General features: G+C 70.8%; 19 protein-coding genes. 8 read left to right on the forward strand and 11 right to left on the reverse strand.

Annotated features, from left to right (window positions below; translation table 11 throughout):
* Positions 1-69: 69 nt before the first annotated feature.
* From AC069H_RS37935 to AC069H_RS37950, 4 genes are read left to right on the forward strand one after another with little or no spacing between them, the layout of a single operon-like run.
* Entirely contained in the window at positions 70-1,161 is a 1,092-nt protein-coding gene (locus AC069H_RS37935; RefSeq protein WP_478228754.1) for a polyprenyl synthetase family protein, read from the forward strand.
* Positions 1,161-2,636 carry a phytoene desaturase family protein gene (crtI, locus tag AC069H_RS37940; RefSeq protein ID WP_478235534.1) on the forward strand — a complete coding sequence of 492 codons (1,476 nt, stop codon included), beginning with the start codon at positions 1,161-1,163 and terminating at the stop codon, positions 2,634-2,636. Before AC069H_RS37935 ends, crtI begins: the two co-directional genes overlap by 1 nt.
* A complete protein-coding gene (locus tag AC069H_RS37945; RefSeq protein WP_478228756.1) occupies positions 2,633-3,562 on the forward strand; it encodes a phytoene/squalene synthase family protein in 930 nt (309 codons plus the stop codon). The genes crtI and AC069H_RS37945 overlap by 4 nt, the downstream gene beginning before the upstream one ends.
* On the forward strand, positions 3,559-4,347 hold the full coding sequence (locus AC069H_RS37950; RefSeq protein WP_478228757.1) for an LLM class F420-dependent oxidoreductase: 789 nt from the start codon (positions 3,559-3,561) through the stop codon (positions 4,345-4,347). Before AC069H_RS37945 ends, AC069H_RS37950 begins: the two co-directional genes overlap by 4 nt.
* A gap of 67 nt (positions 4,348-4,414) precedes the next feature.
* Here the strand turns inward: AC069H_RS37950 and AC069H_RS37955 are convergent, their stop codons facing one another.
* The gene (locus AC069H_RS37955; protein ID WP_478228758.1) at positions 4,415-4,966 is read right to left on the reverse strand and encodes a CGNR zinc finger domain-containing protein; all 552 of its coding nucleotides are present in this window, start codon (positions 4,964-4,966) and stop codon (positions 4,415-4,417) included.
* A gap of 22 nt (positions 4,967-4,988) precedes the next feature.
* On the opposite strand from AC069H_RS37955, the gene AC069H_RS37960 reads away from it, so the two are divergent.
* Entirely contained in the window at positions 4,989-6,155 is a 1,167-nt protein-coding gene (locus tag AC069H_RS37960; RefSeq protein WP_478228759.1) for an MFS transporter, read from the forward strand.
* On the opposite strand, the gene AC069H_RS37965 is transcribed toward AC069H_RS37960, so the two are convergent.
* On the reverse strand, positions 6,124-6,492 hold the full coding sequence (locus tag AC069H_RS37965) for an Rv2175c family DNA-binding protein (RefSeq protein ID WP_126734959.1): 369 nt from the start codon (positions 6,490-6,492) through the stop codon (positions 6,124-6,126). The two genes, AC069H_RS37960 and AC069H_RS37965, sit on opposite strands and share 32 nt — an antisense overlap.
* Before the next feature lie 185 nt (positions 6,493-6,677).
* Between AC069H_RS37965 and AC069H_RS37970 the strand changes: the two genes are divergently transcribed.
* Both AC069H_RS37970 and AC069H_RS37975 read left to right on the forward strand, forming a co-directional pair.
* Positions 6,678-8,732: a PASTA domain-containing protein gene (locus AC069H_RS37970; protein WP_478228760.1), complete on the forward strand. Its 2,055-nt coding sequence runs from the start codon at positions 6,678-6,680 to the stop codon at positions 8,730-8,732.
* 123 nt (positions 8,733-8,855) lie between these two features.
* The gene (locus AC069H_RS37975; RefSeq protein WP_478228761.1) at positions 8,856-9,647 is read left to right on the forward strand and encodes a hypothetical protein; all 792 of its coding nucleotides are present in this window, start codon (positions 8,856-8,858) and stop codon (positions 9,645-9,647) included.
* Positions 9,648-10,232: 585 nt separating this feature from the next.
* Here the strand turns inward: AC069H_RS37975 and AC069H_RS37980 are convergent.
* Positions 10,233-11,066 carry an NAD(P)H-binding protein gene (locus AC069H_RS37980; protein ID WP_478235535.1) on the reverse strand — a complete coding sequence of 278 codons (834 nt, stop codon included), beginning with the start codon at positions 11,064-11,066 and terminating at the stop codon, positions 10,233-10,235.
* A gap of 95 nt (positions 11,067-11,161) precedes the next feature.
* Between AC069H_RS37980 and AC069H_RS37985 the strand changes: the two genes are divergently transcribed.
* Positions 11,162-11,911: a TetR/AcrR family transcriptional regulator gene (locus AC069H_RS37985; RefSeq protein ID WP_478235536.1), complete on the forward strand. Its 750-nt coding sequence runs from the start codon at positions 11,162-11,164 to the stop codon at positions 11,909-11,911.
* Positions 11,912-11,982: 71 nt separating this feature from the next.
* On the opposite strand, the gene AC069H_RS37990 is transcribed toward AC069H_RS37985, so the two are convergent.
* Genes AC069H_RS37990 through AC069H_RS38025 form a run of 8 tightly spaced genes read right to left on the reverse strand, consistent with a single transcriptional unit; the run spans position 11,983 to position 22,282 of the window.
* Complete coding sequence (locus AC069H_RS37990; protein WP_478228764.1) at positions 11,983-12,786, reverse strand: cell division protein FtsQ/DivIB; 804 nt, start codon at positions 12,784-12,786, stop codon at positions 11,983-11,985.
* A 2-nt stretch (positions 12,787-12,788) separates the two neighbouring features.
* Complete coding sequence (gene murC / locus AC069H_RS37995) at positions 12,789-14,198, reverse strand: UDP-N-acetylmuramate--L-alanine ligase (RefSeq protein ID WP_478228765.1); 1,410 nt, start codon at positions 14,196-14,198, stop codon at positions 12,789-12,791.
* Positions 14,191-15,318 (reverse strand): undecaprenyldiphospho-muramoylpentapeptide beta-N-acetylglucosaminyltransferase, encoded by a 1,128-nt coding sequence (murG, locus tag AC069H_RS38000; RefSeq protein WP_478228766.1) that lies wholly within the window; start codon positions 15,316-15,318, stop codon positions 14,191-14,193. Before murG ends, murC begins: the two co-directional genes overlap by 8 nt.
* On the reverse strand, positions 15,315-16,793 hold the full coding sequence (gene ftsW, locus AC069H_RS38005; protein ID WP_478235537.1) for a putative lipid II flippase FtsW: 1,479 nt from the start codon (positions 16,791-16,793) through the stop codon (positions 15,315-15,317). Before ftsW ends, murG begins: the two co-directional genes overlap by 4 nt.
* Positions 16,780-18,183 carry a UDP-N-acetylmuramoyl-L-alanine--D-glutamate ligase gene (gene murD / locus AC069H_RS38010; RefSeq protein WP_478235538.1) on the reverse strand — a complete coding sequence of 468 codons (1,404 nt, stop codon included), beginning with the start codon at positions 18,181-18,183 and terminating at the stop codon, positions 16,780-16,782. Before murD ends, ftsW begins: the two co-directional genes overlap by 14 nt.
* Positions 18,184-18,186: 3 nt before the next feature.
* On the reverse strand, positions 18,187-19,272 hold the full coding sequence (gene mraY / locus AC069H_RS38015) for a phospho-N-acetylmuramoyl-pentapeptide-transferase (protein ID WP_016332673.1): 1,086 nt from the start codon (positions 19,270-19,272) through the stop codon (positions 18,187-18,189).
* The gene (locus tag AC069H_RS38020; protein ID WP_478235539.1) at positions 19,269-20,780 is read right to left on the reverse strand and encodes a UDP-N-acetylmuramoyl-tripeptide--D-alanyl-D-alanine ligase; all 1,512 of its coding nucleotides are present in this window, start codon (positions 20,778-20,780) and stop codon (positions 19,269-19,271) included. The genes mraY and AC069H_RS38020 overlap by 4 nt, the downstream gene beginning before the upstream one ends.
* Positions 20,777-22,282 carry a UDP-N-acetylmuramoyl-L-alanyl-D-glutamate--2,6-diaminopimelate ligase gene (locus AC069H_RS38025; protein WP_478235544.1) on the reverse strand — a complete coding sequence of 502 codons (1,506 nt, stop codon included), beginning with the start codon at positions 22,280-22,282 and terminating at the stop codon, positions 20,777-20,779. The genes AC069H_RS38020 and AC069H_RS38025 overlap by 4 nt, the downstream gene beginning before the upstream one ends.
* Positions 22,283-22,331 lie beyond the last annotated feature (49 nt).

The following is a 22,331-nucleotide window of genomic DNA, read 5'->3' on the forward strand; positions in this document are numbered from 1 at the left end:
CGGCGAGTTCCGCCACATTCGAAGGCACCCGACTGGGTCACGGGGACGTGCTTCCCGGAGGATGTGCTCATGGACACGTCCGCCTACGACGCCGATCTGCCCGCCCACGTCGAGCGGGCGCTGGCCGGGTTCCTCGAGCGCGCCGGTGCCGAGATCCGCCGCACCGAACCGGTCGTCGGCGTCGGGATCGACGCGCTGGCCGGGTTCGTCCTGGGCGGCGGAAAACGCCTGCGCCCGACCTTCGCCTGGTGGGGCTGGCGCGGCGCGGGCGGCGATCCGGCGGGACCGGACGTCGAAGGCGTGCTGCAGGCGGTGGCGAGCCTGGAGCTGATCCAGGCGTGCGCGCTGATCCACGACGACCTCATCGATTCCTCCGACTCGCGCCGCGGTTCACCGACCGTGCACATCGCGGGCGCGAAGCTCCACGCCGACAGCGGCTGGCTGGGTTCGCCGAGCACGTTCGGGCTCGCGACCGCCGTTCTGGTCGGCGACCTCGCGCTGGCCTGGGCCGACGACATGTTCGCCGAGGCACCGCTGCCGCCCGCGGCCCTCGCGGCGGCGCGGCCGGCGTGGCGCGCTATGCGCACCGAGGTCCTCGCCGGCCAGTACCTCGACGTCCGCACCCAGGCCACCGGCGACGCCTCCCCCGAGGCTGCGCTGCACATCTGCAAGCTCAAGACGGCCGCGTACACCGTCCAGCGCCCGCTGCACCTCGGTGCCGCGCTCGGTGGCGCCGACGACGCCCTGATCGCGACGCTGCGCGAGTTCGGCGACGAGGTCGGCGTGGCGTTCCAGCTGCGGGACGACCTGCTCGGGGTGTTCGGCGACCCGTCGGTCACCGGCAAGCCCGCGGGCGACGACCTGCGTGAGGGCAAGCGGACACTGCTGGTCGCGCTGGGTCTCCAGGGCGCGGCCGAGCAGGGCAAGGACGCGGCGGCGAAGGTCATCTCCGACGCCATCGGCGACGCTCACCTGTCCGAAGACGCCGTCGAGACCGTGCGCGAGGCGCTGCAGGACGTCGGCGCCGTCGACGCGGTGGAACGCCGCATCGACGAGCTCACCGACTCCGCGATGGCGACGCTGGACCGCGCTCACCTGGCCGAGCCCGCTCCCGCCGCGCTGACCGGGCTGGTCGTCAAGGCGACCCAGCGGACGTACTGATGCGCACTGTCACCGGTCCGAGTGACCACGTGGTGGTGATCGGTGGCGGGCTCGCCGGGCTGTCGGCGACGCTGCACCTGCTCGGCGCCGGCCGCCGGGTGACCCTGCTGGAGCAGGACAAGAGCCCTGGAGGCCGGGCCGGTCAGGCGGATTTCGGCGGCAACACCGTCGACACCGGCGCCAGCGTGCTGACCATGCCGGAGCTGCTCGACGAGGCCTTTTCCGCGGTCGGCGAATCCCTGGCGGACAACCTCACGCTGACCCGGCTCGACCCGGCCTACCGCGCGAGGTTCGCCGACGGCAGCACGATCGCCGTGCACACCGAGGCGGCGGCGATGGAGGCCGAGATCCGCGCGGCCGCGGGCCCGGCCGAAGCCGACGGCTACCGCAGGCTCCGGCGCTGGCTGACCGAGCTGTACGCGGTCCAGAAGGACCACTTCATCGGCGCGAACTTCGATTCCCCGCTCGATCTCGTCCGCCCGGAACTGGCGAAATTGGCCGCACTGGGCGGTTTCGGCCGTCTCGGCCCGAAGATCGGCCGGTTCCTGCGCGACGACCGGGTGCGCCGCCTGTTCTCCTTCCAGGCGCTCTACGCGGGCCTCGATCCGGCGCGCGCGATCGGCGCGTACGGCGTCATCTCCTATATGGACACCGTCGGCGGGGTCTACTACCCGTCGGGCGGGATGGGCGAGATCGCGCGGGCGATGACGAGCGCCGCCGAGCGCGCCGGGGCGGAACTGCGGTTCGGCACCGAAGCCGCTTGGCTGGAAAGGGTTTCCTCGCGGGTACGCGCGGTGCGGACCCGCTCGGGCGAGCGGATCCCTTGCGACACCGTGGTTCTCGCCACCGAACTCGGCACCGCCTACCGGTTGCTCGGTGCCCGCCCCCGGCGGCCGCTGCCGCTGCGGTACTCGCCATCGGCCGTCGTCCTGCACGGGCACGCGCCGGACTCCTGGCCGGATCTGGGCCACCACACCATCTTCTTCGGTCACGCCTGGGAAGAGACGTTTTCGGAGATCATCCGCGAAGGCAAGCTGATGAGCGACCCGTCGCTGCTGGTGACCCGGCCGACCGCGACCGAACCGGGCCTCTCCCCCGGCGGCGGCCAGGTGATCTCGGTGCTGGCCCCGGCGCCGAACCTGCGCCGCGGCAAGATCGACTGGCGTCGGGTCGGTCCCGCCTATCGCGCGGAACTGGTGCGCACACTGGAAAAGCGCGGCCTCACCGGGTTCGCGGACGACTTCTCCGTCGACGAGGCGATCACCCCGGAGGGCTGGGCGGAGCGCGGGCTCACCGCGGGCACACCGTTCTCACTCGCGCACACCTTCGCCCAGACCGGCCCGTTCCGGCCGGGGAACCTCGTGCGAGCGGCGGAAAATGTCGTACTGGCGGGCTGCGGGACCACACCGGGCGTCGGAATCCCTCCGGTGGTGATCTCGGGCAGGCTCGCGGCGGGAAGGGTCACCGGCCGATGAACGAACTCGACGCCGCGGGGATCACCGAGCCGTCGTTGCGGGCCGCGTACACCGAATGCCGCCGCATCAACGCGCATTACGGCCGCACGTTCTTCCTCGCGACCCGGCTGCTGCCGGCGCGGACGCGTCCGTTCGCGCACGCGTTGTACGGCTTCGCGCGGATGGCGGACGAAGTGGTCGACAACCCCGCGCCCGGCACGGATCCCGCGGTCGCCCTGGACGAGGTCGCCGTCATGGTCGCGCGGGTCTTCGACGGCGGCACGCCCGCCGATCCGGTGCTGACCGCGCTCGCCGACACCGTGCGGCGCCACGACCTGGACCGCGAGCTGTTCGACGCCTTCATGCGGTCCATGGCGATGGATCTCAAGATCACCGAATACGCGACCTACGCCGATCTCCGGGAGTACATCCACGGTTCGGCCGAGGTGATCGGCCTGCAGATGCTGCCCGTCTTCGGCACCGTCGTCCCGGTCGCCGAAGCCGTGCCGGGCGCCGCCGCGCTGGGTGAAGCGTTCCAGCTGACCAACTTCCTGCGCGATGTCGGCGAAGACCTCGACCGGGGAAGGCTGTACCTGCCGACCGAGGAGCTGGCCGCGTTCGGCGTCGACCGCGAACTGCTCGAATGGTCCCGTGCCCGCGGGCTGCCCGACCGGCGGGTGCGGCGCGCGCTCGCCGTCGCGGTGGCGCGCAACCGGGCGGTGTACCGCCGCGCCGAAGCGGGCGTCCCGTTGCTGCGCGCGGAATCCCGCGACTGCGTGCGGACCGCGCTCGTGCTCTACGAAGGCATCCTCGACGAAATCGCGGCACTGGGTTACGACGTGCTGAACACCCGCGCGGTCGTCCCGCGCCGTCGCCGGCTCGGAGTCGCGCTGCCGAGGATGCTGGCGAGCGCGTGGAGCAACTCCAGGCTTAGGCTGCGAACATGACCACTGCTGCGAACAGGAAGATCCGGATCGGTGTCCAGCTGCAACCGCAGCACGCCGAATACAAGGCCATCCGCCGGGCGGCTTCGGAGGCCGAAGACCTCGGCGTGGACATCGTCTTCAACTGGGACCATTTCTACCCGCTCTACGGTGAGCCCGAGGGCCTGCACTACGAGTGCTGGACCATGCTGGGCGCCTGGGCGGAGTCCACATCGCGGGTCGAGATCGGCGCACTGGTGACGTGCAACAGCTACCGCAACCCCGAGCTGCTCGCCGACATGGCCCGCACCGTCGACAACATCTCCGACGGACGGCTGATCCTCGGCATCGGCTCCGGCTGGTTCGAGAAGGACTACGACGAGTACGGCTACGAGTTCGGCACCGCGGGCGGGCGGCTCGACAACCTCGCCGAGGCGCTCCCGCGGATCGAAAGCAGGCTGGGCAAGCTGAACCCGCAGCCGGTCCGGGACATCCCGGTGCTGATCGGTGGCGGCGGCGAGAAGAAGACCCTGCGCCTGGTCGCGAAGCACGCCGACATCTGGCACGGCTTCGGCGACCCGGAGGTCGTGGAGCGCAAGGTCAAGATCCTCGACCAGCACTGCGCCGACGTCGGCCGGGACCCGAAGGAGATCGAGCGTTCGGTCGCCGTCGAGGGTGAGCCCGAGGAGCTGGGCCCGAAGCTGCTGGAGCTGGGTGTCTCGCTGTTCACCGTGGCGACCGGCGGGCCGGACTACAACCTCGACAAGCTGCGGTCCTGGATCGCTTGGCGGGACAAGCAGCAGTCCTGACCTCTCACACGCGCTAGGAAAGGTCCTTTCCTTGCAAATTTTGCAAGGAAAGGACCTTTCATGGCGTTCAGGACCGATCGCGACGGTGAGCCGCGACCCTCTCCCGGGTGGCGCACCGCGTCGAGCAGTACCGCCGCGGGCTCCCCCCGCCCAAGTGCACGAACGGCTTCCCGCAACCCGCGGCCGCACACAACCCACCCGGCGGCGCCTGACGGTCCGCCAGCAACACCGCCAGCGCCAGCGCGGACGACGTCACCAGCCACGCGCCCCACGGCCCGTCGTCGTCGGCGTCCACGTGGAGGTGCCAGCCGAACCCGTCGGCGTGATCGGTCAGCCGCGGCGGATGCGCGTAACGAGCCAGCAGCCGGTTGAGCACTCCGGCCGCCTCCGCGACATCCCGCGCCGCGAAGACGTCGCGCAGTTCCGCGGCCGCCTCACGCAACGAAGCCACGTCCAACGGCTTCAACTCGACAGAGGTCTCGCCGTGCGCCTCGAGTACGGCGCGAACCGACGCGACCGACGGTTCCGGCGCCAGCAGCACCGTCAGCAGATCCACCGCCCGTTGCGCCGCCGCCCGAGCCGAACGGCCCGGCAAAAAATCCCGCTGCGCTGAAATCATATCCCACTGTAACGTCTTGTCCATGAGAGGCCGTTACAGACTCGCCGCCTACTTGACCGGCGCGACGATCGCCAGGACCGGCGACGAGCTGTCCGGGCCGGCGTTGCTGCTGCTCGGCATCGGTGTCGACGGTTCGGCCGCCACCGGGTCCGCGCTGCTCGCGGGACTGACGATCTCCGCGGCGGCGGGCGGGCCGCTGCTCGGCGCTCTGCTCGACCGCAGTCCCAGACCAGGCCGATTGCTGGCGTGGGCGCTTCTCGCCTACGCGGGCGGACTCGGCGCGGTGCTCGCGCTGGTCGAAATCCCCGCGGCGATCCCGGTGGCCGTCGCGGCCGGGCTACTCAACCCGGCCTTGGCGGGCGGGTGGACGGCGCAGCTGCCGAACGTCCGCGGCGAGACACCGCTGACGAGGGCCAGCACCCTGGACGCGATGACGTTCACCGCCGCGAGCCTCGCCGGTCCGGGACTCGCCGGCCTCGTGGCCGCGTACGCCGGAGCGCCGGCGGCGGTGGCTGTCGCGATCACGCTGGTCGCCGCGGCCTTCCCGGCCGCGTGGTCGCTCCCCGCGGCCGAGGCGAAACCCGCGACACCGATCCGCCGTCAACTCGCCGACGGGTTCGCGGTCCTCTTCCGCAACCGCACCCTGCTGCGCGCCACCGCGACGTCCACGATGTCCTTCCTCGGCATCGGGGTCGCCATCGTCTGCTATCCGCTGCTCGGCGCCCAACGGCTGGGGAATCCGGGCTTCGGCGCGCTGCTGCTCACCGTGCTGGCCGCCGCGTCACTGGTCGCGAACGCGGTGCTGGCCCGCAGGCCGCCGCCGCCGGATCGCACCGTGCTCGCCAGCACCGTCCTGCTGGGCGCGAGCTTCCTGCTCGCGGCATCGGGGCACGACAGGGTGACTCTGCTGGCCGCCGCCGTGCTCGCCGGATTCGCCGAAGGACCGCAGCTTTCGGCGCTTTTCGCCATCCGGCACCGCGAAGCGCCCGCGCGAGTGCGGGCTCAGGTATTCACGACGGCCGCGAGCGTGAAAATCACCGGACTCGCGGCGGGTGCCGCGCTCGCGGGACCGCTGAGCGCACTCTCCGTAACCGCCGCGCTGAGCGCCGCGGCGGGTTGCCAGCTTCTGGCGGCCGCGACGTTCATGCTGGTCAGAGCTAGAACGCCATCGCCTGCGCGCGTCGCTTGACCTCGGTGCCGTGGCTGGTGCGGAGCGCGTTGACCGGTGTGGTCCCCGGCAGGGTCTCGTCCGCGGCGAAGAGCCAGCGCAGCATCTCCGTCCGGCTGAAACCGGCGTCCGCGAGCACGGTGATGGTGCCCGCCAGGCCCTTGACCACGCCGTCCTTGACCAGGAACGCGACCGGGACGTACAGCTCGCCCTTCCGCCGGACGGCGATCAGGTGGCCGTCGCGCAGCATCTGGCGGACCTTGTTGGCCGAGACGTTCAGCGCGGTCGCGACCTCCGGAACCGGGAGAACGGCCACATCTGCATCGAGAACGTCGTCGGCGACGGGAATACCACTCACAGGTGACACTGTGCCACATTCCGTCTCCCGCTCCGTTAGTACGCATGGGTGACGACCCGGACCATGACGGAGAGTGCCCACCCGGTCACGTATACCGCCGATTCGACGAAATGGCGGGAATCGTGATCCCCGGCGAGCCAGGTCCCGTACACCAGAACATGGGTACTTCCGTACGATCCATAGCCGTGACACGCACGGACCCCACGCTGGTGGGCACTCTGCTCGAGGGCCGCTACCGGGTGGACAAGCTGCTCGCACGCGGTGGGATGTCGTCGGTGTACCGCGGCGTCGACACCCGCCTGGACCGCCAGGTCGCCATCAAGATCATGGACCCACGGTTCGCCGACGACAGGTCGTTCGTCGAGCGTTTCGAGCGGGAGGCCAGGTCAGCGGCCCGGCTGCATCATCCACACGTGGTGGCGGTGCACGACCAGGGTTTCGACACCCCCGGCGGCGAGGAGTCCGGCCGCGCGTTCTTGGTCATGGAACTCGTCGACGGCGGGACCCTGCGTGAACTGCTCGCCGAACGCGGTCCACTGGACGTCGCGCTCGCGCTGAGCATCATCGAACCGGTGCTCTCCGCGCTGGCCGCGGCGCACGCCGCGGGGCTGGTGCACCGCGACGTCAAACCGGAGAACGTGCTCATCGGCCGCGGCGGCACGGCGCTTTCGGGCGGCGTGGTCAAGGTGGGCGACTTCGGTCTGGTCCGCGCGATCGCGAGCGCGGGCACCACGAGTTCGAGCGTCATCCTCGGCACCGTCGCCTACGTATCCCCCGAGCAGGTCGCGACCGGCGCGACCACCTCGCGCGGCGACGTCTACTCGGCCGGGATCCTGCTGTACGAAATGCTCACCGGACGTCCGCCGTACACCGGCGACACCGCCCTCTCGGTGGCGTACCGGCACGTCAACGACGACGTCCCGCGCCCGAGCGAGCTGCGGCCGGGCATCCCGCCGCTGCTCGACGAACTGATCCTGCGCGCCACGCGCCGCGACCCCGAGCAGCGTCCGGCCGACGCCGCGGCGTTCCTCGCCGAGCTGAACCACCTGCGTACCGTCCTCGGCGTCCCGGCCGTCCCGGTGCCCGTGCCGCTGCCCGCCGACGCCGACCGGGAGACCGACGCCGAACGCACGACTCCCGGCATCCCCGCCGTCCCGGCGGCGAACCCGGCCCTGGCGACGACGGTGCTGACCCCGGTCGCCGAGGCGACCATGCCGGTCACCGGCCCGCGCGGAACGCAGGCACTGCACCGTGAGCCGCAGATCCCCGCCGCCCAGCCACCCCGCACGCCTCCCCCACGGCCCCAACCGGCCGCCGACGACGAGCAGCCGGGGTCGCGCAAGCGCCTCTACGTCATGATCGCCGCCGCGGTGCTGGTTCTCGGCGGCCTGATCGGCGCGTTCGCCTTCATCCTCAACGACACCGGGCCGAGCTCGTCGTCGGTGCCGAAACTGGCGGGGATGAACCAGGCCGCCGCCGGGGACGCGCTCCGCTCGGCGAAGCTGACCCCCGCCTACACCGAGGAGTACAGCGACACCGCCGCCCAGCACACGGTGATCCGGTCCGACCCGGGCGAGGGCACGTCGCTCGCGCCGGGTTCCACGGTCAACGTCGTGCTTTCGAAGGGCCGGCCGATCGTGCCGGACATCCAGGCCGGGACGAGCCCGCAGGACGCGGAGACGGCGATCAAGGCCGCACAGCTGACCCCGGTCCAGGGCGAGCAGGAGTACAGCGACGTCGCCAAGAACAAGGTGATCCGCGTCGACCCGAGCCCCGGTTCGCAGCTGAACATCGGTGGGCAGGTCACGATCATCCTGTCGAAGGGCCCCGAGCCGCTGCCGCCGGTCCCGGACGTCACCGGGCAGAGCAAGGACGCCGCGTTCCAGATCCTGCAGCAGGCGGGCTTCCAGCCGTTCCAGGCCGGCGAGGAGTTCTCCGACCAGTTCGCCGCCGGTCAGGTGATCCGCACCGACCCGAAGGGCGGCGGCAAGGCGAGCAACCGCCGTATCGGAGTGTTCGTTTCGAACGCCGTCGAAGTACCGAACGTGACCTTCAAACGGATGGAGGAGGCGATTCAGATCCTGAAACAGGCGGGTCTGGAGCCCGACCGCCAGGGTCGCGGAAACGGGAACGGTCACGGCGGCGGAAACGGTGGTTTCGACTTCGTCCTGGAACAGGATCCGCAGCCGGGCACCAAGGTGCCGAAGGGCACGAAAGTGAAGATCAAGGGCTTCGGGTGACGCGAAAGGTACCTTGAAACCGTTCAGTACCGGCATGGTCATCGGCTACCGTGAGCGCATGGTGGTCGTTGACGGCGTGAACGGCAGGTCGGACAGCTTCACCCCGCGTCCTGCCGCGCCGCGATGAGCTTCTTCACGGACGGTCCGCGCAGCCGCCCCCTGTTCCCGGTGCCGGAACAGGAACTGTTCGGCTACAACGGCCGCCCCTGGGTGGAGCCGCCGCACGAGTACATCGTCCCGGCGATCCTGCCCTGGTCGATGCCGCTGGGCCGCGCCGAGCGGACCATCGTGGCGCTGCGCGGGATCGAGGTGTGGCCGGAGTCTGCGTCCTTCCAGCTGTCGGTGTACTCGCGTGATCTGCTGCTGGACGAACCCGGCGAAGGCCTGATCGACCACCGCCGGGTCCCGGACTACAACGCGCTGCTGGTCGGAGTGCTCTTCCCCGACGGCAGGCGCGCCAGTTCGGAGACCATCTCCGTGCCGTCGGCCACCAAACCGGACCAGCCGGTGCTGCGCGCGCAGGGGCTGGGCGGTTCGGCGTTCCACGTCGAACACGAGATCTTCCTGTGGCCGCTGCCGCCCGACGGGCCGCTGGAGCTCATCGTCCAATGGCTCGACCGCGACATCGAGGAGACGCACACCTCGCTCGACGGCACCGCGATCCGCGACGCCGCCAAGGAGGCGGGCGAGATCTGGCCAGGCCTGCCCGCACGGGAGGCACACGGACTGCCGGTCCGCCGGGTCGGGGCACAGGCGATGATCACCCCGGCCTGGCCCCGCGATTCACAGGCCCCGCCGCCCTTGCCGCAGCCGCAGCGGCCGTCCTCGCCGCCCGCCGAGGCGACCGCTCCGGCGGCGGATCAGCCGCGGCGTGGTGCGCCACTGCCGACCCGCCTCCCCCGCCGGGCTCGCTGAGGACCGGTAAGGCTGTTGCGATCACCCGCCCGGACCGTCATCGGTACAGCGGGTCTTGAGTGGCGATTCGGGTTATCGAGGGTAGTCAAATGCGGCGTGACCGACCCTCTGCGGTGAAGGACCCCTTCGCTGACTCCGAGGCAGTGGAGGGAGCCGGTCGTGCCCCTGAGTGTCCACAAAGGACACCTTCTGCCAGCTGAATGTCCGAGTTGTGACTATATGCGTGGTTTCCGATGGGGCCGTGAGTGGCAAGCAGGGTTCTAACCCTCTTTATCACTTACGCCCCCTTGCAAGCCGTGCAAATTACCCAAATCGGGCACCATTATCTCGAAAGTGTCCCTTATGGACATTCGGGAAGGGGGATGGGCAAATGTGGCGTGTCCGCGAGGGCCTCCTTGCTTACCCTGACAGCAGTGAAGGAGGCCCTCGCCACCCCGGTTCGACGCCCCCGATGTGGCACTGGAGGCGCTGAGCGTCCCCAATGCCACATCGGGAACACCGCAGCCCCAACGTCGTACCCTGATGCCCCGAACGGCCCCTTTGCCCTTACCCCTCCAGAGAACCCGAATCGCCACTCACGACCATTCAGCGGAACGCTTCGACGTTCGCCACCGCCCACTCCGCATAGGTGACGCCGGGCCGTCCGGTGAGTTCCTGGACTACCCCCGTCGGCTTGTCGGGGTTCTCCGTGAAGTACGCGAAGCCGTCGAGGAGCCATTCGGCGATCTCCGCCGGGATCCCGGCGGCGGCCCACTGCTTGTTCGCCTCTTCCCGGGTCAGCTCCTGAAAGACCACCTCTTCGCCGAGCGCGGCCGAGATGGCGGCGACCTGTTCACGCTGACTGACCGCCGTCGGCCCGCTCAGCGTGTGCTTCTTGCCGACGTGCCCTTCGGTCAGGATGACGTGCGCCGCGACGGCGGCGATGTCCGCGAGGTCGATCGGCGTCATCCGTGACTCGGGGTAGGCCTCGCGGACCACGCGCTCGGCCTTGATCGTCTCGGCCCAGCCGAGGGTGTTGTTCATGAACGCGCCCGGCCGCAGGAACGTCCAGTCGAAGCCCGCCTCCCGGACGGCCTTCTCGATGATCGCGTAGTCAACGCCGCTCGAGTTCTCCGCCGGATCGTCGGCGTTGCTGCCCGACAGCGCCACCACCCGGCGCACTCCGGCCTCCTTCGCCAGCTTCACGAAGTCGTCCACCTTGGCCGCGAGCGGCGCCAGGTACACGGTCTCGATGCCTTTCAGGGCTTCCGGCAAGGTCTCCGGCTTGCCCAGGTACCCCTTGGCGACCTCCACCTGTTCGGGTAACGCCGCCTTCACCGGGTCGACGGTCAGCGCCCGCACCGGCGCCCCGGCCTCCACCAGCTCGTCGACGAGCAGCCTGCCGACGCTTCCGGTCGCACCGGTCACCAGGATCGTCACGATTCCCCACTCCTTTTCGTACGCCCTACGGGATAACTTTAACCGTACCGCATACGAGAATGTAGAATCCAGCTTCACGGCCGAGTGGAGTGTGGATGGATTTCGAGCGCAGCCTCGAACTGTTGTGGCGTGACCGCGGCGAAACCCGGCATCCGACCAGGGGGCGAAAGCCGAAACTGACCCTCGACCAGGTGATCGCCACCGCCGTCGCGCTCGCCGACAGCGCGGGCGAGGCGACCGTGTCGATGAGCCAGATCGCCAAGGAACTCGGCGCCGGCACGATGACGCTCTACACCTACGTCCCCGGCAAGACGGAACTGCTCGATCTCATGGTGGACTCGGTGCTCGCCGAGCGGGACCTCCCCGGCCCCGGCGACCCGCGGCCGGACGGCTGGCGCGAGCAGGTGCGGCTCTACGCCGAGCGCACCCTGGCCGTGTTCCGCGCGCATCCGTGGCTGCGCTCGACGTCGATGGTGCGGCCGGTGCTCGGCCCCGGGCTGATGGCGGGCCAGGAGTACCTGATCGCGGCGGTGTCGGACATCGGGCTGGAGCCGCGCAAAGCGGCCGCGGCCGCGAACAGCATCGAGATCTACGTGCAGGCCAACGCGACGCTGTTCGCCGAGACCGCGCAGGTCGAACAGGAGACCGGGCAGTCGACCGACGCCTGGTGGGGGCAGCGGTCGGTCTTCTGGGAGAAGTACTTCGACGTGGAGCGCCATCCGGCGATGACGCGGATCTGGGAAAGCGGCGGTTACGACGCGGACACCTGCGAGGCCGCCGACGAGACCTTCGCGTTCGGCCTGGAACGCCTGCTGGACGGCATCGAAGCCCTCGTCACCCGCTGACCCTGACGCGTTTAGTCCTCTGAATGCGGTAGTTCGTATCGCCAACCACCGCATTCAGAGGACGAAACGCGTCAGGAGACGGTCGGTAGATCGGGTGCCGAGACGTCGAAGACCTTGCCCTCGCGGGTGAGCAGGGCGGCCAGGACCTTCGCCTTGCGTTCGGTGTCGGCCGAGGTCCCCCACCGCACGGTCTTCCCGTCGGCCAGCGCGAACTCGACACTGCCGGGGGTCCTCGCCGTCGCGGTGGTGACCTGCTTGAGCAACTGCTGCGGGATCACGCCGAGGACGCCGGTCACCGCGCGGGTCACGGGGTCGTCGGCCGACACCGACGGCAGCTTCAGCTCGGGCAGCCCGGCGGGCCGCTCCTTGACGGTCTTGAACACCACTCCCCCGCCGTCGACGAGGTGCACGCCGTCGCCGCCGGGCCCGCTGTCGAAGAACGCGATCGCGGTCCGCTCGGTCACGGTGATCTCGAGGGTGCTCGGCCACGACCGGGAGACGTCGACGGTGGCGATGCCGGGCATCTGCGCCACCTTGTCCCGGATCTCGTCGGTGTCCAGGCGCAGCATCGGTTTCTGGTCCGGCACCGCCGCCGTAGCGCGGATCTGGTCCGCGGGCACGGAGCTCGCCCCGACGACGTCGACCTGCTGCACTCCCAGCATCGAGCTGAACCACAGCAGGTAGACGAGGGCGACGGCGGTCAGCACCGACAGCAGCGCGACCCAGCGGCGCCGCATCTCCTTGTGCCTGGCGGGCCGGGCGGTGCGGCGGCGGTCGTACACGGACCGCCTGCGGCGCCGGGCCTTCGCGCGTTGTGCACTGCTCGGACGCCGACCGGGTTCGGCCGGGCGGCGGCGTTCCCCGGTCTGCGTCATGGCTAGCCTGCCCGCCGGTCCAGTTCGGCCAGGATCTCCGGGCCGAGCTGTGTGACGTCGCCGGCGCCCATGGTCACCAGCAGGTCGCCGGGTTTGACCAGATCCGCCGCGAGCTTCGCCGCGACGTCGAACGCGGGCTGGTAGTGCACGGGGACACCGGAGATCTGGTCGGCGATGAGCGCACCGCTCACGCCGGGCTCCGGCTTCTCGCGCGCCCCGAAGACGTCCAGCACGACGACCTCGTCGGCCAGCGACAGCGCGGCCGCGAACTCCTTCGAGAACGTCTTCGTACGCGAGTACAGATGCGGCTGGAAGACCACGATGACCCGGCCCGGGCCCGCGGCCGTCCGCACCGCGCGCAGCTGCGCGTCGACCTCGGTCGGGTGGTGCGCGTAATCGTCGTACACGCGGACGTCGCCCGAGCGGCCCTTGAACTCGAACCGCCGCCGGACGCCGCCGAACGCGGCGAGCCCTTCGGCCAGTCCTTCGACCGGCGCGCCGAGCTCGATCCCGGCCAGCAGCGCGGCGATCGCGTTCAGCGCCATGTGGTCGCCCGGCACCGCGACCCGCAGGACGATTTCCTCACCCCGCAGGGAGATCCGGACGACACCGCCGTCGGGGGCCGGCGCGTAGTCCAGCACCTTGGCGTCCTCGGCACCGGTGACCGAACGCCCGTAGCGACGAACGCGGATGCCCTGCTCCGAGGCCCGCGCACCCAGCTTCTCGGCGCCCTCGTCGTCACCGCAGACGATGAGCAGCCCACCCGGCACGATCCGGCCGAGGAAGTCGGTGAACACCGAGACGTACGCCTCGGCCGTGCCGTGGTGGTCCAAGTGGTCCGGCTCGACGTTGGTCACCACGGCGACCGACGGCGAGTAGGCCAGGAACGACCCGTCGCTCTCGTCGGCCTCGGCGACGAAGATCCCGCCCTCGCCGTGGTGCGCGTTGGCGCCTGACTCGTTGAGGTCGCCGCCGATGGCGAACGACGGATCGAGACGGCACTGCTGCAGCGCGACGGTCAGCATCGACGTCGTCGACGTCTTGCCGTGCGTCCCGGCGATGCAGGCGACGCGGTGCCCCTCCATCAGCCCGGCCAGCGCCTCGGCGCGGTGCAGCACGGTGATCCCGCGTTCCCGCGCGGCCACCAGTTCCGGGTTGTCGTCCTTGATCGCGGTCGACACGATCACCGAGGACGGGCCTTCGGGGAACGCGTCGAGGTTCTCGGCGCGCTGGCCGACGGCGATCTCGGCGCCCTGGGCACGCAGCGAAAGGAACGCGCGCGACTCCTTGGCGTCGGATCCGGAGACCTGGGCACCGCGGGCCAGCAGGATCCGCGCGATGCCGCTCATCCCGGCGCCGCCGATCCCGACCAGGTGGGCACGCCTGAGCGTGTCGGGGAGATTGTCAGGCACCTGCGGCCTCCAGCACGATCTTGGCAAGGGTCTCGTCGGCCTCGCGGTGGCCGAGGCCGACCGCGGCCGCACTCATCTTCGCGACCCTGTCGGCGTCGGACACCAGCGGGATCACCAGCTCCGCGACCTTGGCGGGGGTGAGGTCGGCGTCGTCGACCATCAGCCCGGCACCCGCTTCGACCGCGGGCCGGGCGTTGACCGCCTGTTCGCCGTTGCCGTAAGGCAGCGGGACGAACACCGCGGGCAGGCCGACGGCGGACACCTCGGCCACGGTCATCGCGCCGGAGCGGCACAGCACCGCGTCGGCGGCGGCGTAGGCCAGGTCCATGCGCTCCAGGTAGGGCACCGGGACGTACGCGGGCCTTCCGGGGAACTCCTGGACGACCAGTGTGTTCTTCGGCCCGTGGGCGTGCAGGACGCCGACGCCGGCGTCCGCGAACTCCTTGGCGGCGCCCGAAACGGCGCCGTTGATCGACACCGCGCCCTGCGAACCGCCGAAGACCAGCAGGGTGGGGGCGTCCGGGTCGAGCCCGAAGTGCTCACGGGCTTCGGCGCGCAGCGCGGCCCTGTCGAGCGAGGTGATGGAGCGGCGCAGCGGGATGCCGATGACCTCGGCCTTCGCCAGCGGCGTCCCCGGGACCGCGACGGCGACGCGGACGGCGAACCGCGCGCCGACCTTGTTCGCCAGGCCCGGCTTCTCGTTGGCCTCGTGCACCACGATCGGCGTGCGGCCGCGCGCGGCGAGGTACGCCGGGAGCGCGACGTACCCGCCGAAGCCGACGACGACGTCCGCGCCGACCCGGTCCAGGACCTCACGAGTGCGCTTGACCGCGTCGCGGACCTTCAGCGGCATCTTCAGCAGTTCCGGTGTCGGTTTGCGGGGCATCGGCACCGGCGGGATCAGCTCAAGCGGGTAGCCCCGCGCCGGGACGAGCTTGTTCTCCAGACCGCGCTGGGTCCCCAGCGCGATCACCTTCGCGTCGGGACGCAGGCGCATCACCGCGTCGGCGAGGGCGAGTGCCGGTTCGATATGCCCTGCGGTACCGCCGCCGGCGACCACGACCACCGGTGCCTTGCCGGCGACCTCGCCTGCGGCACCACCTCTGACGGGGTTGTTCACCTATGACCTCTCCGGTTTGCGGTACCCCGTTTCGCGGTACCGCGGTTCGCCGCCGTTCGCGCGGCCGTCCTCCTGCCGGGTTCCCGTACCGAACGGCGCCGCTCCTGTGCGGGCGAAGGCCTCGCCGTCCTCGGCGCGGGCCTCGCCGCCTTGGCGGCGCCTCCCCTGGCCGCGGTGCCCTTGCGCTTGGCGGGCGGGCGGTACGGCTCGGGCGCGGGAAGCCTCAGCAGGCGTCCGAATTTACCCGGCCCCTGCGAGCGCAGTGCGGCCACCGCCTCCGGTTCGTGCCGGGCGGCGTTGGCGAGGATCCCCATGATGAGCATGGTGATCACCAGCGACGTGCCACCGTACGAGATCAACGGCAGCGTGACCCCGGTGACCGGCAGCAGGCCGACCACGTAGCCGATGTTGATCCCCGCCTGCGCGACCAGGAAGACGGTCAGCGTGCCGGACACGATGCGGATCCACGGGTCGAGGTTGCGGGTGGCGATCCGCAGGCCCACGACGGCGACCCCGGCGAACAGCCCGAGCACCACCACGCAGCCGACGAAGCCGAGTTCCTCGCCGATCAGGGCGAAGATGAAGTCGTTCTGCACGTTGGGCAGGTAGCCCCAGTTGGACTGGCCCTGACCGAGGCCCTTGCCGAGGAACCCACCATCGGCGAGCGCGAGTTTCGCCTGGTTGGCCTGGAAGCCGTCGGCGCTGGTGTCCGGGTCGCCGGAGACGAACGACATGACCCGCGCCAGCCGGTACGGGGCGATGATCGCCAGCACCAGGATCCCGGCGAGGCCACCCGCGAGGATGACCCCGAACAGTCGTTTCGGCGCGCCCGCGAACCACAGCAGGGCCATCAGCACGACCGCGAGGGTGATCGTGCCGCCGAGGTCGGGCTGCATCATGACCAGCGCGAACATCAGCAGTGCGATCGGCACGACCGGGACGAGCAGATGCCGCCATTGGTTGATGATGTTGTACTTGATCACCAGGATGTGCGCGCCCCAGAAGGCCAGCGCGACCTTCGCCGCCTCGACCGGTTGGAAGGCGAACCCCCCGAGGCGGAACCAGCCCTGCGAGCCGTTGACCTCGGAGCCGAGCGGGGTCAGCACCAGCACGAGCAGCCCGAGGCACACCACCGTCGCCGTCGCCGACAACCGCCGGACGCGTTCCAGCGGCACCCGCAACCCGATCCAGAACACCACGGCGCCGATCGCGACGAACATGAGGTGCTTGCTGAACTGGGCGTACACGCCGGTGCCGGTCTTGGGGTTGTACGAAGCGACCGACGAGGCGGACAGCACCATCACGATGCCGATCACGGTCAGCACACCGGTGAGCGCCAGGACCAGGTGGAACGAAGCGAGCGGCCGCGAAAGCCAGGCCGTCAGCGCGGTGCGGAAGGCGACGAACGGGCTTTCCTTGCGTTCCCGGCGCTTGCGGGGCGCGGACTCGCGCTTTCTTTCCTCAACCGCCGTCACTGGTCTCCCCCGCACCGTCGCGCAGGACACGGACCGCACGCGCGAACGCGTCGCCGCGCTCGCCGTAGGAGCGGTACATGTCCAACGACGCCGCGGCGGGGGCCAGCAGCACCACATCTCCAGGGCGCGCCAGGGCTCGGGCCGCCTTCACCGCCGCAGTCATGGTGTCATCGTCACCCGAAGGGAGGCTGTTCACCGGGACATCCGGCGCGTGTCGCGCGACAGCGGCGGCGATCACGGGTGAATCAACGCCGAACAGGACGACGCCGCGCAGCCGCCCGGCGATCGAGCCGACGAGTTCGTCCACGGAAGCGCCCTTGAGCTGGCCACCGGCGATCCAGACGACGTTCAGATGGGCGCGCAGCGAACCGCTCGCCGCGTGCGGGTTGGTCGCCTTGGAGTCGTTGATGTATCGGACGCCGTCGATCTCGCCGATCTCCTCGGCGCGATGCGGGGCCGGCCGGTACTCGCGCAGGCCCTTGGCGACGTCCTCGCCGGTGACGCCGTACGCCCTGGCCAGCGCCGCCGCGGCGAGCGCGTTCGAGACGTTGTGCGGGCCGGCGGGACGCACGTCGGACAGGGTGCCGAGTTCGTCGGCGCTGGTCGCCGGGTCGGCGACGAACGCGCGGTCGACCAGCAGGTCTTCCACGATCCCGAGTTCACCGGGGCGCGGGGTGTCCATGCCGAAGGCGACGCGGCGGGCGTCCGCGGGCGCGTGCTCGCCGGCGAGGCGGGCGGACCACGGCTCGTGGAGGTTGTGCACCACGTTCCGGGAATGGGTGTGGACCCGTCCCTTCGCGGCCGCGTACTCCTCCATCGAGCCGTGCCAGTCGAGGTGGTCCTCGGCCAGGTTCAGCACCACCGAGGCGAGCGGCGCCAGCGTCGACGACCAGTGCAGCTGGAAGCTCGACAGTTCCACGGCGAGCACCTCGTGCCCGGCCCGCACCGCGTCGAGGACCGCGAAACCGACGTTCCCGCAGGCCACGGCGTCGACCCCGGCGGACCGCAGGATCGACTCCAGCATCCCGACCGTGGTGGTCTTGCCGTTGGTGCCGGTGATCGCGAGCCACACCGGCGGCTTGTCGCGCAGCTGCCCGACGCGCCACGCCAGCTCGACGTCGCCGATCACCTCGATCCCCGCCTCGGCCGCCGCCACCAGCAGCGGCGACGTCGGCTTCCAGCCGGGGCTGGTCACGACCAGCTCGACACCTTCGGGTGGCTCCGTCAGGCCCGGCACGAGTTCCGCGCCGAGCCCTTCGAGCTCCGCCAGCCGCTCGGCGTTGCCGTCGGTGACGGTGATCCGTGCGCCCAGGTCCGCCAGGACGGGGACGATGGACTTGCCGGTGACCCCGGCTCCGGCGACGAGGACGTGACGCCCGGCCAGTTCCACTTGCTAACCCCCGAGACCGAGCTGCTCGCTGTAGAACAGGCCGAGACCGAACATGCAGCAGATGGCCGACAGCAGCCAGAACCGGATGATGACGGTGGTTTCGGCCCAGCCCGCCAGCTCGAAGTGGTGATGGAACGGCGCCATCCGGAACAGGCGCCGCCGGGTCGTGCGGAACACGGCGATCTGCGCGACCACCGAGATCATCTCGACCATGAACAGACCGCCGATGACGATGGCGAGCAGTTCGGTGCGGGTGGTCATCGACAGGCCGGCGACGAGGCCACCGAGGGCCAGTGAACCGGTGTCGCCCATGAAGATCTTCGCCGGGGCGGCGTTCCACCACAGGAAGCCGACGCAGGCACCGGTCGCCGCGGCGGCCACCACGGCCAGGTCCAGCGGGTCACGGACGTCGTAGCAGGCGGCCTGCGGGGTGACCGCGCACGAGAGGCGGGTCTGCCAGAAGGCGATGACGACGTAGGTCGCCAGCACCATCGCCGCGGTGCCGCCGGCGAGACCGTCGAGGCCGTCGGTGAAGTTCACCGCGTTCGACCAGCCCGAGATGACGATGTAGCAGAAGATCACGAAGAACACCGACGGGAAGGTGATCAGCGCGAGGTCCCGCACGTAGGACAGGCTCTCCGACGCCGGGGTGAGCCCGCGTTCGTCGGCGAACTGCAGCGCCAGGATCGCGAAGGCGATCGTGACCACGAGCTGGCCGACCAGTTTCGCGGTCTTGTTCAGGCCGAGGTTGCGCTGCTTGCGGATCTTGATGAAGTCGTCGAGGAAGCCGACGAGCCCGAGGCCGACGGCCAGCAGGAGGACCAGCAGCCCCGAGGCGGACGGGCCGCCGGTGCCGTTGCCGCCGCTGAGCGCGCTGATCAGATGCGCCACGAAATACCCGACGACCATCGCGACGATGATCGCGACACCACCCATCGTCGGGGTACCGCGTTTGGATTTGTGTCCCTGCGGTCCTTCCTCCCGGATCTCCTGGCCGAAGCCCTGCCGGGAGAACACCCGGATCAGATAGGGAGTGAGGAGGATGGAGACCAGCAGGCCCGCCGCGGCCGCGATCAGGATGCTGATCACGCGTCACCACCGTTCGAGCGTTCTTGAGAGGGGGAAGGGGCTACTACAGGGGAGGCGAGCACGGCGTCGGCCACCCGCCACAGCGCGGCGGCTTTGGAAGCCTTCACCAGCACGACGTCCCCCGCGCGGAGCTGATCATGCAGCAGGGCGATGGCGGCCTCGACGTCGGGTACCAGTACCGACTCCTCGCCCCAGGAACCCTCGTGCTGCGCGCCCTGATGGGTGGCCGCGGCGGCCTCGCCGATGACCACGAGCTTGTCGATGTTGAGCCGGACGACGAGCCTGCCGATGCCGTCGTGCGCCTCGACCGAGTTCTCGCCGAGGTCGCCCATCACGCCGAGCACGGCCCAGGACCGGCGGTTCGCGCTCATCGACGCGAGCGCCTTCAGAGCGGCCCGCATCGACTCGGGGCTGGCGTTGAAGGAGTCGTTGAGGACCGTGACGCCGTCGGCCCGGGTGGTGACCTCCATGCGGCGTTCGGAGCGCCGTTCGAGGTTCGACAGACGGGCGGCGACCTCCTCGACCGTCGAGCCCATTTCCAGTGCCACGGCGGCCGCGCTGAGCGCGTTCGCGACGTGGTGCTCGCCGTAGAGCGGCAGCTTGACCGGCGCTTCGCCGCTCGGGGTGACCAGCCGGAACGACGCGCGCGCTTCGCCGTCGAGAGTGATGTCGGCCGCGCGGACCTGCGCGGACTCGCTCTCGCCGACGAACACCACCCGCGCCTTCGTCCGGCTCGCCATCGCCGCGACGTACGGGTCGTCGAGGTTCAGCACCGCTACACCGCCGTCCTCGGCGCTCGGCAGCGCTTCGACGAGTTCGCCCTTGCCCTTGGCGATGCCCTCGCGGGAGCCGAACTCGCCGACGTGGGCGCTGCCGACGTTGAGCACGACACCGATCCGCGGCGGCGCGATGGCCGCCAGCTCGGCGATGTGGCCGGGCCCGCGGGCGGAGAGCTCCAGCACGAGCTGCCGCGTCGTGTCGTCGGCCCGCAGTGCCGTCCAGGGGTGGCCCAGTTCGTTGTTGAACGATCCCGGCGGCGCCACCGTCGGGCCGAGCGGCTCCAGCAGCTGGGCGATGATGTCCTTGGTGGAGGTCTTGCCCGCCGAACCGGTGACCCCGACGACGGTCAGGTGGTCGCCGGCGAGTTTCCGGATCACGTGCCGGGCGAGCTTGGCGAGCGCGGCCAGCACCGCGGCACCCGCCCCGTCCTTGTCCGAGACCAGCGCGAAGGCCCGCTCATGGGCCACACCGCCGTCCAACGGCGGCACGATCACGGCCGGTGCGTCGACCTCGCGGGCCGCGAGCACCGCGACGGCGCCCGCCTCGACGGCCCGCGCGGCGAAGTCGTGGCCGTCGACCTTCGCCCCGGGCAGCGCGATGAACAGACCCCCGGGAGTGACTTCACGGGTGTCGAATTCGACGCTTCCGGTGACCTCGGCGGTCCCGTCGGTCCGATGCAGCCTGCCGCCGACGATGGCGGCGATCTCGGCCAGGCTGAGCACGATCACTCTGTCTCCAGACGTCTGCGGATGGCGGAGGCCAGCTCTTCCCGGTCGGAGAACGGGTGCACGACACCCTGGACCTCCTGGCCGGTCTCGTGGCCCTTGCCCGCGATGAGCACGATGTCGCCGGGCTGGGCGAGTTCGACCGCGCGGACGATGGCTTCCCGGCGGTCGGCGATCTCGAGGATCTCGCCGCCCGAAGCCGGACCGGCGTTGCGGGCACCGGCCAGCATCGCCGCCCGGATCGCGGCCGGGTCCTCCGAACGAGGGTTGTCGTCGGTCACGATCAGGATCTCGCTGCGCCGGACCGCCGCCTCGCCCATCACGGGGCGCTTGGCGGTGTCGCGGTCCCCGCCGCAGCCGAGGACGGTGATGATCCGGCCCTCGGTGCGGGCACGCAGCGCGTCGAGCCCCTGCGCCACCGCGGCGGGCTTGTGCGCGTAGTCGACGACGGCGGTGAACGGCTGGCCGAGGTAGACCCGCTCCATCCGGCCCGGCACCTCGACCGACGCGAGCCCGGCGACGATGGCGTCGAGCGGGACACCGGCGGTGTTCAGGATCGCGGCAGCGAGCACGGCGTTCGCCACGTTGAACTCACCCGGCAGCGGGATCTTCGCCGAAGCGGTGAGGCCTTCGGGACCGTGGAGGGTGAAGGTCTGCTCCCCCGCCGGGGTGGGGGTCAGGTCGGTGGCGCGCCACAGCGCGTCCGTCCCCGGCTCGGTGGACACGGTCACCGTGTGCGGGGTGAGGAGTGCCTGGCCCCAGGCGCTGTCGGCGACGACCACCTCGGCGGTGGAACGGCCGTCGAACAGCAGCGACTTGGCGGCGAAGTACTCCTCCATGTCCTTGTGGAAGTCCAGGTGGTCCTGGGAGAGATTGGTGAAGGCGCCGACCGCGAAACGCGTGCCGTTGACCCGGCCGAGCGACAGCGCGTGACTGGAGACCTCCATGGGGACGTGCGTGACCCCGCGTTCCACCATCACGGCGAGGAGGGCCTGCAGATCCGGCGCCTCGGGGGTGGTGAACCCGCTGGCCAGCCGCTCCCCCGCGATCCGGGTCTCGACCGTGCCGATCAGCCCGGTGGTGAGCCCGGCCGCCTTGAGCCCGGCGTCGACCAGGTACGACGTCGTGGTCTTGCCCGACGTCCCGGTGATGCCGAGGACGGACAGTTCCAGCGACGGCTCGCCGTAGATCCAGGCGGCGATCTCGCCGAGGGCGGCGCGCGGGTCCGGGTGCACCAGGATCGGCACGCCGGCGTCGCGGAGCACCGGGCGCTCGGCACCGGCCTCGTCGGTGAGCACGGCGGCCGCGCCGGCGGCGATGGCCTGGTCGCTGAAGTCCGCGCCGTGGGCGCGGGCGCCGGGAAGCGCGGCGAAGAGGTCACCGGGGAGGACGTGCTGCGCGCGCAGCGTGCTGCCCGTGACCGTCAGCTCGGCCGCGGCCGGGTAGTCGTCGCCGCCGACCACGAGCCGCGCGCCCGCCCTGGCGAGCAGCGTGCCCAGCGGCATCGGCTCGATCCTGGCCGGGCGAGGGGGTGCGGCGACGGCCTTGACCGGA

The sequence above is a fragment of the Amycolatopsis sp. NPDC043887 genome, assembly GCF_056435665.1.